Source organism: Hungatella sp. L36, assembly GCF_014288035.1.
The window spans coordinates 60393-75329 of record NZ_JACOPC010000023.1 but is presented as its reverse complement, the minus strand read 5'-3'; the positions used below and the strand labels follow the sequence as shown (position 1 = coordinate 75329).

Annotated in this window: 14 protein-coding genes and 1 tRNA gene; 12 read left to right on the top strand and 3 right to left on the bottom strand. The window is 51.2% G+C overall.

Going from position 1 to position 14937, the window contains the following annotated elements:
• Position 1 precedes the first annotated feature (1 nt).
• A tRNA-Gly gene (locus tag H8S80_RS31255) sits at positions 2-73 on the top strand.
• A 49-nt stretch (positions 74-122) separates the two neighbouring features.
• Here the strand turns inward: H8S80_RS31255 and H8S80_RS31250 are convergent.
• On the bottom strand, positions 123-470 hold the full coding sequence (locus H8S80_RS31250) for a hypothetical protein (protein WP_117633480.1): 348 nt from the start codon (positions 468-470) through the stop codon (positions 123-125).
• A gap of 41 nt (positions 471-511) precedes the next feature.
• Positions 512-1324 carry a choline-binding protein gene (locus H8S80_RS31245; RefSeq protein ID WP_117633479.1) on the bottom strand — a complete coding sequence of 271 codons (813 nt, stop codon included), beginning with the start codon at positions 1322-1324 and terminating at the stop codon, positions 512-514.
• 254 nt (positions 1325-1578) lie between these two features.
• On the opposite strand from H8S80_RS31245, the gene H8S80_RS31240 reads away from it, so the two are divergent.
• The 3 genes from H8S80_RS31240 to H8S80_RS31230 all read left to right on the top strand — a co-directional run bounded on the left by H8S80_RS31240 (position 1579) and on the right by H8S80_RS31230 (position 4834).
• Positions 1579-2451, top strand: a complete 873-nt coding sequence (locus H8S80_RS31240) for an AraC family transcriptional regulator (RefSeq protein ID WP_181988051.1) — start codon at positions 1579-1581, stop codon at positions 2449-2451.
• 132 nt (positions 2452-2583) lie between these two features.
• Positions 2584-3936: an MFS transporter gene (locus H8S80_RS31235; protein WP_117633478.1), complete on the top strand. Its 1353-nt coding sequence runs from the start codon at positions 2584-2586 to the stop codon at positions 3934-3936.
• 16 nt (positions 3937-3952) lie between these two features.
• On the top strand, positions 3953-4834 hold the full coding sequence (locus H8S80_RS31230) for an alpha/beta hydrolase (RefSeq protein WP_117633477.1): 882 nt from the start codon (positions 3953-3955) through the stop codon (positions 4832-4834).
• A gap of 239 nt (positions 4835-5073) precedes the next feature.
• On the opposite strand, the gene H8S80_RS31225 is transcribed toward H8S80_RS31230, so the two are convergent.
• Positions 5074-5520 (bottom strand): PTS sugar transporter subunit IIA, encoded by a 447-nt coding sequence (locus tag H8S80_RS31225; protein ID WP_117633476.1) that lies wholly within the window; start codon positions 5518-5520, stop codon positions 5074-5076.
• 242 nt (positions 5521-5762) lie between these two features.
• On the opposite strand from H8S80_RS31225, the gene H8S80_RS31220 reads away from it, so the two are divergent.
• The 8 genes from H8S80_RS31220 to H8S80_RS31185 all read left to right on the top strand — a co-directional run bounded on the left by H8S80_RS31220 (position 5763) and on the right by H8S80_RS31185 (position 14934).
• Entirely contained in the window at positions 5763-7529 is a 1767-nt protein-coding gene (locus tag H8S80_RS31220; RefSeq protein WP_117633475.1) for a sensor histidine kinase, read from the top strand.
• The gene (locus H8S80_RS31215) at positions 7526-8359 is read left to right on the top strand and encodes a response regulator transcription factor (protein ID WP_117633474.1); all 834 of its coding nucleotides are present in this window, start codon (positions 7526-7528) and stop codon (positions 8357-8359) included. Before H8S80_RS31220 ends, H8S80_RS31215 begins: the two co-directional genes overlap by 4 nt.
• A 162-nt stretch (positions 8360-8521) precedes the next feature.
• Positions 8522-9937: an ABC transporter substrate-binding protein gene (locus H8S80_RS31210; protein WP_117633473.1), complete on the top strand. Its 1416-nt coding sequence runs from the start codon at positions 8522-8524 to the stop codon at positions 9935-9937.
• 68 nt (positions 9938-10005) lie between these two features.
• Entirely contained in the window at positions 10006-10869 is an 864-nt protein-coding gene (locus H8S80_RS31205; RefSeq protein ID WP_117633472.1) for a carbohydrate ABC transporter permease, read from the top strand.
• Entirely contained in the window at positions 10869-11717 is an 849-nt protein-coding gene (locus H8S80_RS31200) for a carbohydrate ABC transporter permease (protein ID WP_002602272.1), read from the top strand. Before H8S80_RS31205 ends, H8S80_RS31200 begins: the two co-directional genes overlap by 1 nt.
• Positions 11718-11740: 23 nt before the next feature.
• Positions 11741-12829, top strand: a complete 1089-nt coding sequence (locus H8S80_RS31195) for a glycoside hydrolase family 88/105 protein (protein ID WP_117633471.1) — start codon at positions 11741-11743, stop codon at positions 12827-12829.
• 52 nt (positions 12830-12881) lie between these two features.
• Positions 12882-13931: a zinc-dependent alcohol dehydrogenase gene (locus H8S80_RS31190; protein ID WP_117633470.1), complete on the top strand. Its 1050-nt coding sequence runs from the start codon at positions 12882-12884 to the stop codon at positions 13929-13931.
• 16 nt (positions 13932-13947) lie between these two features.
• A complete protein-coding gene (locus H8S80_RS31185) occupies positions 13948-14934 on the top strand; it encodes an SMP-30/gluconolactonase/LRE family protein (RefSeq protein ID WP_117633469.1) in 987 nt (328 codons plus the stop codon).
• Positions 14935-14937: the final 3 nt, after the last annotated feature.

Genomic DNA, 14937 nt, shown 5'->3' with positions numbered 1-14937 from the left:
AGCGCGAGTGGCTCAGTGGTGGAGTACAACCTTGCCAAGGTTGGGGTCGCGGGTTCGATCCCCGTCTCGCGCTCTTATTATGTAAGAAAACGGATTTCCAGAGATGGAAATCCGTTTTTGCGTTACACCCCAAAGTGTATCATATACTTCTGTTCATCGATCGCCTGGCTGATCTTGTCTGCAAGCGCAATGAGGTTGTGATCGTGATTGATTCTTTTGTCGCTGATCACGATATGCTGCAGTGCGGGGAGAGACTCCGGCGGGATTAAGGTAACACCGTATCTGTCGAGGGCAAAGGAGGGGCGGCTGAGGGACTGTGTGTAGGTCCGGATCAACAGCAGCCGCGGCCACCAGTCATTGATATACTTGTCGTCATCGATGGCAACACAGCCATACTTCTGAGGTTCATATTTCACATAATTTTTTTCTGGATCGATTGTATCCATGATTCCAAATTCTGTCTTTATCATAAGCTCACCTGAATTCTACAGCAGCTCAGTGTCCCGGTGGATTACTCGCAGGGAACAACTGTCTCAATTAACCGGTCGGCAGTTTCTTCGTCTGCGGCGATGGAGAAGAGATAGACCACTTTGTTGTTCTCATTTCGCAGGTAGACGTTCATCTCGAGGTTCTCCGGTATTTTACAGACCATTTTCTGATAAGTCTGGCCGGCCACGGTCACGGGCCGCGGGGAAGTCGGAGTCAGATCGTATTTCCCCCAGAATGCAGAAAATACATTGAGATCGTCCCCCAGAATCTGCTCTATCGGATCACTGTTATACTGAATGACGACTCCAAACAGCGACTGATCTGGAGTGACAGCCAGGAAATCGTAATAGCTTGGGATATAGTCATGAGCGGAAAGTACATTCAGTTCTTCGGCAGTCTGCACAAAGGTATATTCCGGCAGCGTAATACGGATTCCGGCCCAGGGATGCTCATAGACTGAATTCTCGAACCGGCCGGAGGGAAGATGGACGAAAAGAGGGTCCGTTATGGGCGTCTCTTTCCAGGCTCCCGAGCGTTCGAAGCTGTAGGTATGGCCTTCTATGTCGCGCGTGGTGTCGCTCACCATTATTCCATCGGCATCAAAGTAGTACCAGCCGTTTCCATCCCTGATCCAGCCGCCGCGTATCAGGGTGCCGTCAGAGAGCGCATACTGCCATTGATTTCCCTTGTGCAGCCAGCCAGTGCTTTGATTCCTGCTGGCCGTGCATACCGCGGCATATGTCTCCTGCGGCCGGACAGCCAAAACTGTACCGGCGAGTGCCAGGGACAGACATAATCCTGCGGAAATGGTAAGAAGACGTTGGTTTAATCTCATGAAGCTATGATCCTCCTGTCGGTAATATCGTCTTGCACGGTGAATTATAGTAAGTGTATCTCTTTTTGGATTGTCTGTCAAATACGAGGATGAATGAGCTGACGTTTAAATTTACAGAAGCCGTAATATCCGCTATAATCAGGACAGAGGCAGTAGCAGATAAGACAGCACACCGAGACGAAAGCGAAGAAAGATAAGACCGTGCATTAAGACGAAAGAAAAGCAACCGGCCGGGGCTGGAAAGGGGTGGGAATGTGAGTGAACCTGTTGCAAAGCGCCAGATGTTTGAATATGACGGGGATAATCCGTTTCATATCTATAATATTCCCTATTATCCGTCGAGCAGTGATGAACTTCTGTTTAATCACTGGCACGAGGAACTGGAGATTGTTTATACGCTGCAGGGGAATAGTCTGCATTATATTGACGGGACCTGCATCAAGTCACAGCCGGGTAGGCTGATCGTCGTGAACTCAGAAAGCAGTCATAATATCATACCGGACCGCACAGTATATGGAAGCGGAAGAAAAGTGGTGATTGCGCTGCTTATTTCGCGGGAATTTCTGGAGGGGGTATTTCCGGACTTTAAAAACATGTATTTTCTCAATGAGAAGGAGATGACGACTCCGGAAATAGGGGATTTGATGGTGACACTGTCCCATTACGACGATGAGGCGGAGACGTCATACTATGAGCGGATTTATATAAAAGGACTGGTACTCCAGCTTCTCTACCATATCACGCAGGAGGGAGTGGCGGAGAAAAATGTGATCCTGCCGCTGAACAATCAGAAGAACATTGAGCGGCTGAAAGGCGTCCTCCAGTTCATTGAAAACCATTACATGGAAAAGCTTTCTCAGGCGGAGATCGCGGATAAGTTTTACTTTTCCAAAGAGTATTTCGCCCGTTTCTTCAAGAAACACACGGGGATGACATTTATCGAGTACCTGACGAAATACCGCCTTCAGAAGGCGCGGATGCAGCTGATGGCGTCTAATTCCGGAATTCTCGAGATTGCTCTCAATAATGGTTTCTCTGACGACCGGAGACTGATTCTGGCGTTTAAGGAGGAGTATGGCACAACCCCGTTCCAATATAGAAAAATGGAAAGAAATAAAGAAGAATAAAGAAGAATAGCGGCTGTATTTTCATGTACAGGTCAATATATGGATGTTTTTGGCTAAAATACGCAAGGAATTCCCTGTCCGTCTCCGTTATAATGAGGATTATAAAAATCAAGTTACAGGAGAGGGGAAGCAATGGGAAAAAAGAAAACCAGTTTGTCATGGTCGGAAAAAATTTCTTATGGTATGGGAGACTGCGGAGCCAATGTGACAGTAGCCCTGTGTTCCACATTTTTGACTGCGTATTATACGGACACTGTGGGGATCGCTGCTGCCGCGGTCGGCACTATGATGCTGCTGGCACGCGTGTTCGATGGGGTTACCGATATTATTATGGGGGCGATTGTCGATAAGACGAAGACCCGCTGGGGCAAGGCAAGGCCATGGGTGCTGTGGACGGCGCCGCTTATGGCGATCGCTCTGATCCTGGAGTTTAATGTTCCCGGAGGCTTAAGCGGGAATGGAAAGCTGGTCTATGCGTATCTGACCTACATTTTCCAGAACTGTATCGTGTATACAGCCAACAACCTGCCGTTTAACGCACTGCTGTCGCGCATGACGCTGAATGTTCAGGACCGTGCCTCCGCGGCGACTACGCGTTTCGTTATGACTCAGCTTACAACACTGATTATCAATGCGGTGACAGCAACCCTTTTGTCTACGGCGGGATGGTTCTGGCTGTCGATTATTTACGGCATCGTAACATTTTTTATGTGTCTCATCTGCTTTCTGGGTACCAGGGAGCATATCGGAGAAGACGCGGAAACCGGTGTGGTTCAGGTGGAGAATGTTCCGCTGAGTACAGCACTGCCGGCACTTTTCAAAAACAGGTATTTTTATATTCAGAGTCTGCTGTTTATGTTTCTGTATATTGGAATCGTCAGTACCGGTTCCACAACATTCTATTTTTGCAATATCGTTTTAAATAATCTGGGTTACTTAACCTACATATCCATGGCTACTACGATTCCGGCCATCATTGTGAATCTTATGCTGCCGAAGGCCATTCAGAGATACGGAAAATGGAAACTGATGATTGGCGGTGCATTCCTGATGGCTCTGGGCGGGCTGATCATCGGTGCGGCCGGTTCCAGCTTCCCGCTGGTTCTTCTGGGGCTGATCATAAAAGGAATGGGAATGGGACCGATCATGTCCGGCATCTTTGCAATGACCGCGGATGTCGTGGATTACGGTGAATGGAAGACCGGAGTCCGCTCGGAAGGACTGGTCAACTGCTGTACATCCTTCGGTATGAAGGTTGGAATCGGCCTGGGCTCCGCCCTCTGCACCTGGATCATTACCATGGGCGGATATGATGGGACCGCCGCGGTGCAGCCGGCTTCCGCTGTTACCATGATTCGGTTCGGGTTTGGATACAGCGGCGCGATCATCGCGGTGATCTGCCTGGTTCTGTGTTTCATGATGAATATCGATAAGTATATTGTGGTGATTCAGAATGACCTGGAAGCAAAACGAAATACAAAGTAGAGAGGTACAGATAACTATGTCAGAAATGAGTGATACAATTCGTAAACTGTTTCGGGAGGGGGATGACCGGCGAGATGCCGGTCTCACCACACCGGAGGGAATCCGGCGTTTTGACGATATCGTCTATGGGGAGGATGCAGAGCGGCAGATTCTCGATGTATACCGTCCAAAAGATAAGGCGGAGGTACTCCCGGTTATTGTGAGCGTTCATGGCGGCGGATGGGTGTATGGTGACAAGGAGAGGTACCAGTATTACTGTATGGATCTGGCATGCCGCGGATTCGCAGTCGTAAATTTCACCTACCGTCTCGCACCGGAATATAAGTTTCCGGCGTCGCTGGAGGATACAAACCGGGTGTTTGCCTGGGTGCTGGATCATGCGGAGGAATATGGCTTTGACCGGACGCGGATCTTCGGTGTGGGGGATTCCGCCGGGGCCCACAATCTGGGGCTTTATGCCGCTGTCTGCACAAACCCGGAATATGCGGCAAAGTATCCCTTTCAGCCGCCTGAGAGATTTGTGCCGACGGCTGTTGCACTGAACTGCGGCGTCTACCGGGCACCGGTCTCCGAAGACGAGAAGGACCAGAGCAATTTGCTTATGGCGGATCTTCTGCCGGAGAGAGGGACGAAAGACGAATACGAGAAAATCAGCCTCGTGAATTACGTGACCAGCCAGTATCCGCCGGTATTTCTCATGACGGCTACCGGAGATTTTCTGAGAGAACAGGCGACGCTTCTGGTGGAGAAGCTGATGGAGTTTGAGATTCCGTTTGTATACCGGTATTATGGCAGCGCGGAACGGCCCCTGGGTCACGTGTTCCACTGCAACATCCGTCTGCAGGAGGCTTCGCGGTGCAACGATGAGGAATGCGAGTTTTTTCGAAGCTATTGCTGATTCACCGCGGCCAGCTGATCCAGAATCGTGAGAACTTCGGAGAGCTCATACATGCTGTAACCAGCCAGTGTACGGTCAAAATGAAAACGGTCGTCGATGAGGCGAGAGCCAGCAGATAGCCCCGGTCTTTTATTTCTTTTAGAAGGCCGGGTACCATTTCTTCAGACGCTGAAACATGTGGTTCAAATATACGATTTCACTGTCGATCAGAACACCGTCCATATCAAAGATCACTGCTTTTATAATCTGAAATTATCCTCCTGCTCTTTCCTGTCACTCTTTTCCGGTTCCGACCGGTACATTCCGATCTGTGCCTTTCCGGTAGCGACCATCTCTCCGGCAAGCGCGGGTGCGTCATGGTCCAGTCCCATCCTGCATCGGATAGCCAGTTCCAGCGCCATACCCAGATTAATTCCATATAGAACCGTCAGCCGAGGGTCTGCATCTGTCAGCGCGGCGGCACATTTATAAGGAGATCCGCCGATCATATCGCACAGTATGAGAAGCTCGTCACAAGTCTGCATGGCTCCGGCTGCATCTTTTAAATGTTCCATCAATGTGTCCCAGCTCTGCCCGGATTCAAAATCCACGGCAGCCAGCAGCTCCTGATGTCCAATCAGCAATTCCAGTGCGCTGACCAAACCGGAGGCAAACTGCCCATGTCCTGTGATAATCAATCCTGTCATGCGTTTCTCCATTCTTCTTGTATTTGCCGCAGCTTTTATTTTATAATCTTCTATATCATATACTATATACAAAAAAAACGCAATTCCCCGTCCCTTTCCGGATGCAGTTTTCCCTGTTTTCTCTCCGGTTTTCAGAAATGTCAGAAAACCTAATAATTTCCATCAAAAACAGAATTGCTATCTCTTCAGGAAAAGCTTAGAATAAAATCAGAACATTCTGTTAAAAATCGGGGGATTGCAGTATGAAAATTGGAAAAAAGATACTTCTGACCAGTGTATCCTTAATTACAGCCGGCATTCTGGCAGCGGGAGGGATTATCAGCTCGGTTTACATAAGACGTCAGCTGGACAGCACGGGGGTGTACGTGGAGACGCTGGTTGACCAGATCGCCGTCAACATCGGAACGAGAACACGGGAATATGAGGATACGATGTTAAATATGGTGCAGAACTGGGATTTGTTCGGCAGCTATTTAAATAAAAAGGACAGCAATATCTACTATAACCGCCGCGCCGTGGCTTCCTTCGTGAATCAGAGAAATACATCGAGGTCGCCGATCCTGGATTTCTACGCATTGGACAACAGCTCGGTGATCACCTATTATGATTATAAAACGCAGAGCTTTAAGGATGTGAACCAGGAGATCGCAGACTATATCCGGGTCAACAGAAAAGTAATACCGAAGGGCGCCATCTGGAGGTGTTTTGCCTCAGAGCCGGAAAAGGTCTACATGATCCGGTCCATTTACAGTCCGGTCAGACTGGAGTATGACGGTGTGATCGCGGTGGGGATCAGCAGGGATATATTTGAACGTCAGTTTCTGGCATTGGAACAGAGCAAAAATGGAAAGGTTACCATCCTAAACCCGGAGGGGGAGGTGATCTTTGGAAGGAATGGCGAACAATTAAATCCGGCGTCCATTCTGGAGAAGAGCAGGGAATCCGGCGATTCCCGCCATTTAATCAGGAGCGGAAGCAGGAGCTATCTGGTTCGAAATAAGGAAACCGAGGACAAGAAGTGGAACGTGATCTATCTTATTAACGAGCAGGAGCTCTTCGGCCCCATGAATCAGATGCTGGTGGCGATTCTGATCGTCTGCTCTGCGACCATACTGGCGGCGGTAATCTGCGCCGCGGTGATCTCTGGCAGTATTACGCGGGGAATCCGCCAGCTGTATGACCACATCCAGCGCCTCAGGCAGGGGGAGTGGACCACGCTCTCCGTCCCCTATTCCAAAGATGAGATCGGTCAGATTACGATTGCATTTAACGATATGGCGGTCAGCTTACAGGACATGGTGGAGCATCTGGCCAGACAGAAGCTGGAGACGGAGCAGGCGGAGTATAAGGCGCTTCAGGCGGAGTACGGGGCACTTCAGGCGAGAGTGAATCCACATTTTATTTTCAATGCCATGGAGTCCTTAAATGCCGTTGCTAAATTAAACGGACAGGACACAATCGCCTCCATCTGTACGTCTCTGGGACGGCTGATGCGTGTGGCCATTAACCGGAGAAAGAGCACCGTGACGCTGAGGGAGGAGCTCAGCTATGTCAGTGACTATCTGGAGGTTCAAAAATTTATGATGGAGGACCGGCTGGAGGTGTTTTTTGATGTGGAACCGCAGGCGGAGGAGTGCCAGGTGCCTTCTCTGCTTTTACAGCCGCTGGTGGAAAATGCGGTTATTCATGGAGTGGAGAATTTAAGCGAGGGGGCAGTAATCTTTGTCTCGTCGGATCTGATTGCCGGGCCGAAGGGAGAAGCGGCCGTGGTGATACAGATTGCGGATAACGGAGCGGGAATGGACGAGGAGACTCTGAAACGGTACTGCGATTTTTCTGTCAGCGCGGAGGAAGACAGTTCCAGCCATTTCGGCCTGGTCAGCGTGGAGAAACGGATAAAAATTCTGTACGGGCAGGAGTACGGGATTACAGTGTCGAGCCAGGTGGGAAAAGGGACCGTCGTGAAGGTAGTCCTTCCGGCCATCGACAGAAACGGGGGATTTACATGATTAAAATTATGGTAGTCGATGACAATGCTCTCGTCCGGAGGGCTGTCTGCGAGACCATCGACTGGGCGGCCATGGGCTGTGAAATCGAGGGAAGTCTGACGAATGGAATCGAGGGACTCCGATATGCGAAGGAGCATCATCCGGATATTATCATCACCGATATTAAAATGCCTGGAATGGATGGCCTGGAGATGGTTAAGGCCTTGAAAGAGGAGTACGATACGTTTTCGTCGATTGTCATTACCGGTTTTGACGAGTTTCAGTATGCGCAGCAGGCGCTGCGGCTGGGGGCCGCGGATATTCTGCTGAAGCCGATTGAAAATAAGGAGCTGGTGGAGACGGTGAGGCGGATTGCCGGGGGGAGCATGGAGGAGAGGTACGGAGGAGCAGGAAAACCGACCGGAAATATAAGCCTCAATGGAACCTGCAGCCTGACCGAAAATCAAATACTGACTGAAATGACCCGCAAAGAGCATATGCAGTATCTGGAAGAGAAGAAGGAGGAGCACTACGCCTTTGTGGTGCGCCGGGCGCTGGCGTATATGCGGGAAAACTTAAGCAGGAAGATCAGTCTGACGGAACTGGCCGACTATGTGGGGCTGTCGGCGGCTCATTTAAGCCGGCTGATCAAAAAGGATACGGGAAAGAGTTTTATTGATGTTCTCAATCAGATTCGCCTGGAGACAGCGGTCCAGCTGCTCCGTGAGGGCAGATATAAGGTCTATGAGGTATCCAACATGGTGGGAATCGACAATTATGCGTATTTCTATCAGTTCTTTAAAAAAGAAACGGGAAAATCACCGACAGAGTATATTCAGAACAGAACGTAATGCATTTATCCCTGTCAGGCGTACGCCTGGTAATTTGGTACGGCAGATAGAAGACGTCATAATAACTAATAAAATATCATTTCTGTTAAATTGTTTGTGCATGTTGAATGATATACAATAGTGTCAGTGGGAAACCCAAGAACAAAGAAAAGGAGAAGAGATATGAGAAAGAGAGAAAAAAGATGGGTTAGTCTGGCACTGGCGTCATGTCTGGCCATCGCGGCCTTGACGGGATGCAGCTCAGGATCCGGAAAGACCGGAGAGACGAAGAGCGCTGCTCAGGCAGAGACAGAAGCAAAAGCAGAGGCAAAGAAGGAGGAGGACAGAGAAGAGAAAAAGGAGGAGAGCAAGGACGAAAACAAAGGGGAGAACAAAGAGGAAGTCACACTGACATTTCTTCACCACATGGGGGAACAGGGGAAGAAAGACGGACTGGTAGCGCTGTCGGAAGCATTTACGAAGAAGTATCCGAACATAAAGATCGAGGTGGAGTTCCTTTCCAGAGATGATTTTATTAATCAGTACAAACAGCGGGTAGCGGCGGACAATGCGCCTGATTTCATCAATTACCGGCCGTTTGAGACGCCGGAGGTCATAGAGGCCGGGCTGGTGGAACCGCTGGATCCCTCCATTTTCCCGGATAATATCGATAAGAATTGTATCGATTCCATATCACTGGACGGAAAAATCTATGGAATTCCTCTGGACAGAGGCGGATATGGCTTCTATTACAACAAAAACATGCTGGAAAAAGCGGGAGTGAAGCCGGAGGATTTAGATACGATGTCGGGAGTTTTGGAGGCCTGCCAGAAGATAAAGGATGCGGGAATGGTTCCACTGGCTTCCGGTTATGCGGAATCCTGGACAGAGAATATCATCATCGAGGGCCAGACTTTTACGGGACCGATGGTTGCCGATCCGATGATTTTTGAGAAACTGATGAGCGGGGAAAAGAAGTTTTCCGATTATCCGGAATTTGTGGACATTATTACGCACGGCCAGCAGCTGGTCCGTGATTACGCGCTGGTAGATGAGAAGGCGGCAAGCCAGCAGGCGTCCGACCAGTATGCGCAGTTCGGACGCGGTGACGCAGCCATGATGATGCAGGGAACATGGGCGATCTCCGATATCCGAATCGCACAGAAGGCAGCAGGCAATACGGATGAGTTTGGATTTACGTATTATCCATGGTCTGACGATCCGGCAAAGAACTATATGCCGGCCAATGCCGATGACTCCTTCATGATTTCATCGGGGAGCAAGCACATGGAAGAGGCCATGCTGTTCGCAGAGTTTGTTCTGACACCGGAGGCGGGAAAAGTATGGGCCAACGCATCGGGCTGTATCAGCGCTCTCTCGGGCGTCAGCGCGGATAATCCGGATCCGCTTCTCACGATCTTTACGAAGGTCCTGGACGAAAAGGGATACTATTTTGAGATGAATCCGGGCCTGGCGGGCCAGTATTACCAGGATTTTGACAAGATCTACATCGAGGGAAGAATTGCGGAGGATTCTCCGGAGACGGTGATCGAAAAGTGGCAGAAATCATTTGACAATATCCGGGCTACAGGGGGCTGACGGGAATTGACGAAAAGGGAGCGGCCGGAAACGCGGCGGCTCCCTTTTTCCTAAAGGAGGCGTATGCTATGAAAGGCAGATGGAAGTCTGTTAAGAAAAACAGTATTGATTTCATGTTTTTACTCCCGGCCGCCCTGGTATTCCTTTTCGTCATCGCAGTCCCGTTTTTTCAGGCGTTCGGGATTGCGTTCACAAACTGGAACGGTCTGTCGAAGGAGTATGATTTTGTAGGGCTTAAGAACTTAACCGCCCTGTTTCACGATACACAGACGATCAATGCAGTCTCCAATACCATGGAGTACACGGTGATTACCTGCATCGGCGTCAATATCCTGGCACTGGCCATAACTGTGGGATTAAACTTAAACGTCGCAGGCAACCGGTTCTTGAAAAGCGCCATGTTCCTACCGATTATCGCCAGCCTGGTAATCACGGCATTTATCTGGCAGAGAATCTATGGAGACGTATTTCCGGTGAACTTCGGAATTGTAAGTCCGCTTACCAGGCTGAACACGGTGATTCCGGGAATTGCCCTGATGTGTCTGTGGAGGGATACGGGGCTGGCCATGGTGATCTACAACGCCGGTATTCAGTCGGTGCCCGGAGACCTAAAGGAGGCGGCCCGAATCGATGGGGCAAACGCGTGGCAGTCCTTCTGGAACGTGACATTTCCCATGCTGGCCCCGGCCTTTACCACCTGCGTCACACTGTGGCTGGGATATGGGTTAAAAGTCTTCGACTATCCGAAGGCGGCAACGGGTGGGGGACCGGGAAAGGCGTCCGAGACGTTTTCCCTGTTCGTATACAATCATTTCTTCACGAATAACAGGGCCGGGTACGGGCAGATGGCCGGCCTGGTGATGCTGATCTTCGTGGTGGTAATCACGGGAGTGGTTACGAAGCTGCTGCGGAAGAGGGAGGTGCAGCTGTGATGGGAAAGAAATTACATACGGCCTCCGGCCGGCGTTTTATCCTGCTGAGCCTGGTCATGTGGTGTGTGACGATTCTGTTTCTGGCGCCGTTTTACGTCCTGATTATCTATGCGTTTAAGCCGAGGGAGGCGACCATGCTTAAGAACCCCCTCGCATTTCCGGATACGCTCTATCTTCAGAATTTTGTGGAGGCGGTGCAGAAATCTGATTTCCTGAGGGCCTTTACCAATTCGACGGTATCTACCGTGTGCGGTGTCGTTGTTCTGGTTCTTATCTGTTCCATGGCGGCTTATATCGTGGTGCGGCGGGGAAACAACCGGTTTTACGGAGTCTGGCAGTACATATTCCTGGCTTCCGTCATGCTGCCGTTTCAGACCATCATGTTTCCTCTCTATAAGAATCTGATGAACCTTCATCTCTTAAACAGCCGTCCGGCCTATGTGCTCGTGTCTGTGGGATTTCAGATGGGATTTGACATCTTCCTTTACTGCGGCTTTATCAAAACCGTTCCGGTGGAGCTGGAGGAAGCGGCGGCGATCGACGGATGCAGCAGGATGGGGATCTTTTGGAGAATTGTTTTTCCATTATTAAAGCCGGTTACCATGACGGTTGTCGTATTATCGGCGCTGGGAATCTGGAATGATTATCAGATCGCCCTGGTTGTGGTATCCAAGGAGGCAGTGAGGACACTGCCTGTGGCGCAGCAGTCTTTTATCGGGCAGCAGATCTCGTATCTGAATCTGGCGTCCGCGGCGTGCCTCCTCTCGATTCTTCCCATGTTTTTCTTATTCCTGTTTTTACAGAAATTCATCGTGCAGGGAGTGACCGCGGGGGCGGTTAAGGGATAGATTTATCAAAAAGGAGAAGCAAAATGAGAATAAATAGAACGGATCTGCCCGGAAGGGCGCGGGAACTGGCGGCAGCCATACAGAAACGGTATCCGAAGGCGGATGAGTATCCATACCGTTCCTGGAGCTATCCGCAGGGCTATCTTTTGATGGGGTTTATTCATTTATGGGAGAAAACAGGGGATGAGTTATACTACGAGTATGTGCTTACATACTGTAAGGACCATGTGGCGGAGGACGGAAGTGTCCGGGGCTTTACGGAATGCAGCATGGACGACATGATGGCTGGGGCCGTGCTGGTCTGGATGTATGAGCAGACGGGGGAGAAACGGTTTGAGGCAGCATGCAGAAAGATCCGGGAAACTTACCGGGATTATCCGCGGACGAGAGAAGGCGGTTTTCTTCATAACCGTACCGAGTTTCCGGGAGAAATGTGGGTGGACGGCGTCTTTATGGGGCAGATGTTTTTATGCCGGTACGGAGCCGTATTCGGGGAAACGGAGTGTTTTGACGAGGCGGTGCTGCAGCTGGAACTGATTTACCGGTACTGCCATGCGCACGACGGTCTTTTGGTCCACGCCTACAGTGAGGACTGTATGGCTCCCTGGGCCGGGCCGGATGGCAGGTCAGGATGTGTCTGGAGCGAAGGGCTGGGGTGGTATGCCCTGATTCTGACTGAAGTTCTCGATCTCCTTCCCGCCGGTTATGAGGGAAAGAGGACGGTGGAGAATCAGCTGAATCAGCTGCTGGCCGGCCTGGAGAAATATCAGAATCGGGAGAACGGCCTGTGGAGACAGGTGGTGGACCGGACCGATGACGTGGATAACTGGTGTGACACCTCGGGAAGCGCCATGTTTCTGTACACCTGGAAATGGGCGGCGGATAAGGGAATGGTGCCGGAGGAGACGGCGGAGCCGGTTTTAAGAAAAGGATACGATGGGCTTCTTGCCCGCATCGTCCCGGGGGAAGACGGGCTGCCTGATGTCCATACGGCGTGCCAGGGGCTCTGCGTCCAGAACTGTTATGAGGACTATATCCATTATCCAAAGACCATTAATGCACAGGAGGCGGTATGCGGCTGCCTATGGGCTCTGGTGGCAGCGATTGGCTAGGGTGGGTTTGAACAGACCAATGCATTACGGGCAAACAAAAAAGGAGAAGCGTATGAAAGCGTTAATTGTAGATGGGGAAGGCCGTTTATCGGTGGAAGAGATAAGCATGCCGCAGATTGGCCCGTGCCAGGCGCTCGTGAAAATGGAGAGCTGCGGGGTGTGCAACGGAACGGATCGGAAGCTGATTCACAGGACATTTAAGAATTTCCACACATACCCCGCTATACTGGGGCACGAAGGTGTGGGAAAAGTGGTAAAAACGGGAGAATTTGTGGAAAACCTTCATGTGGGCGACCGTGTGCTGCTCCCATTTCTGGAGGAGGCGGCCGACGGATACGTTCCGGGATGGGGCGCCTATGCGGAATACTGTGTGGTGGGAGATGAGAAGAGCGCCATCCGCCATGGGATGGGCCCTGGCACAAAACAGTGGAACGAAGCCTATGCGGCTCAGACCGTTATCCGGCCGGAGGATCGGGTGGATGCGGTGGGCGCTTCCATGATCATCACGTTTCGGGAGGTCTTAAGCGCCATCCGAAGGTTCGGATTCCAGCCTAATGAGACCGCGGTGATATTCGGCGCAGGTCCGGTAGGGCTCTGCTTTACCAGGTTTTTAAAGCTGCTGGGACTTAAGACGGTGATCACCACGGATATTCTGGAGGACAAGGTGGAAACCGCGAGGCGGATGGGGGCCGATTACGCGTTTCATTCTGCCTCCTGCAATGTGACGGAGGAGGTGAAACGGATTTTCCCGGAGGGCGTGGATTATGTGGTGGACGCGGTGGGCGTCAATGCACTGATTAACCAGGCGATGGGGCTGGTGAAATACAACGGAAAAATCTGCTGCTACGGCATCTCTCCTGAACTGTCCATGAAGCTGGACTGGAGCAGCGCCCCCTATAACTGGACACTCCAGTTTGTGCAGTGGCCCAGCAAGAGGGAGGAAGGGGAAGCCCATTCCCAGATTATGGCGTGGATTAACCAGGGGGTCCTGGATCCCATGGACTTTATCTCCGATGTGATCCCCTTTGAGCGGATCACCGACGCATTTGAACTGATCGAGGCGAAGAAGCCGGATACGAAGAAAATCGTGGTTCGATTTTAGAAATGGAGGAGTTGGAATGAGAGAGAGCAGACTGTTTTGCACGCTGCCGGAGTACGTATGCACACCTGACGGGATGGCAGCTGACCGCCATGGAAATCTGGTGCTGTCCTGCCCGAATTACGCGGATGACAGCATTTCCGGCTGTGTGGTCCGGATCGATAAAGAGGGCCATGTGCGAAAGTGGTTCGACGTACCGGTCCATCCGGAGACCGGGGTGGCCAGAAATATGGGGATCGCCTTCGATGACGAGTGGAATCTCTATCTCTGCGACAACCAGGGCTGGAGTGAAAGGGAAGAGCTGCTGTACAAGGGCAGAATCCTGAAGCTCACGGTAGATGAGGAAGGAACTATCTTAAAGACCGTCGTCGTGGCGGAACACATGGAGCATCCTAATGGTATCCGGATCAGAGGCGGGTACATGTACGTCACACAGAGCTATCTGCATCCGGTCAGGAGGCCGGATGGAAAGCTGGTGAGCTGCGTATACCGGTTCGGCCTTGACGAGGAAGGGATTCAGATCACCAATACCCTGGAGGACCGCCATATCTTCGCCACCTTTGTGACGGAGAATCAGGACTGCCAGTATGGCGCCGACGGGATCGTCTTTGATCGGGAAGGACGGCTCTATGTGGGGAATTTCGGGGACGGAGCCGTTTACCGGATTACGTTTAAGGAGGACGGAAGCCTGGACGAAAACACGCTGTTCGCCCGGGATCCGGAGGAGCTTAAAAGTACGGATGGCATGATATTCGACGAGGAAGGAAACTTATATATCGCGGATTTCTGTGCCAATGCCATCGTGCAGGTGACACCCGGAGGAACGGTACGGCGGATTGCCCAGAGCCCGGACTGCAAAGGCGCGGACGGAGGACTGGATCAGCCAGGGGAGCCGATTGTATGGGACGGCCGGATTATCGTCTCCTGCTTCGACCTTGTGACGGGACCGGGAAAGGTGAATTTAAAACACGAGATGCCGGCTGCTCTGGTGCAGCTGCCGCTGTAAGGA

Coding starts and splice junctions, on each gene's coding strand:
- H8S80_RS31250 (WP_117633480.1), bottom strand. CDS start 470: ATGATAAAGACAGAATTTGGAATCATGGATACAATCGATCCAGAAAAA.
- H8S80_RS31245 (WP_117633479.1), bottom strand. CDS start 1,324: ATGAGATTAAACCAACGTCTTCTTACCATTTCCGCAGGATTATGTCTG.
- H8S80_RS31235 (WP_117633478.1), top strand. CDS start 2,584: ATGGGAAAAAAGAAAACCAGTTTGTCATGGTCGGAAAAAATTTCTTAT.
- H8S80_RS31230 (WP_117633477.1), top strand. CDS start 3,953: ATGTCAGAAATGAGTGATACAATTCGTAAACTGTTTCGGGAGGGGGAT.
- H8S80_RS31225 (WP_117633476.1), bottom strand. CDS start 5,520: ATGACAGGATTGATTATCACAGGACATGGGCAGTTTGCCTCCGGTTTG.
- H8S80_RS31220 (WP_117633475.1), top strand. CDS start 5,763: ATGAAAATTGGAAAAAAGATACTTCTGACCAGTGTATCCTTAATTACA.
- H8S80_RS31215 (WP_117633474.1), top strand. CDS start 7,526: ATGATTAAAATTATGGTAGTCGATGACAATGCTCTCGTCCGGAGGGCT.
- H8S80_RS31210 (WP_117633473.1), top strand. CDS start 8,522: ATGAGAAAGAGAGAAAAAAGATGGGTTAGTCTGGCACTGGCGTCATGT.
- H8S80_RS31205 (WP_117633472.1), top strand. CDS start 10,006: ATGAAAGGCAGATGGAAGTCTGTTAAGAAAAACAGTATTGATTTCATG.
- H8S80_RS31200 (WP_002602272.1), top strand. CDS start 10,869: ATGGGAAAGAAATTACATACGGCCTCCGGCCGGCGTTTTATCCTGCTG.
- H8S80_RS31195 (WP_117633471.1), top strand. CDS start 11,741: ATGAGAATAAATAGAACGGATCTGCCCGGAAGGGCGCGGGAACTGGCG.
- H8S80_RS31190 (WP_117633470.1), top strand. CDS start 12,882: ATGAAAGCGTTAATTGTAGATGGGGAAGGCCGTTTATCGGTGGAAGAG.
- H8S80_RS31185 (WP_117633469.1), top strand. CDS start 13,948: ATGAGAGAGAGCAGACTGTTTTGCACGCTGCCGGAGTACGTATGCACA.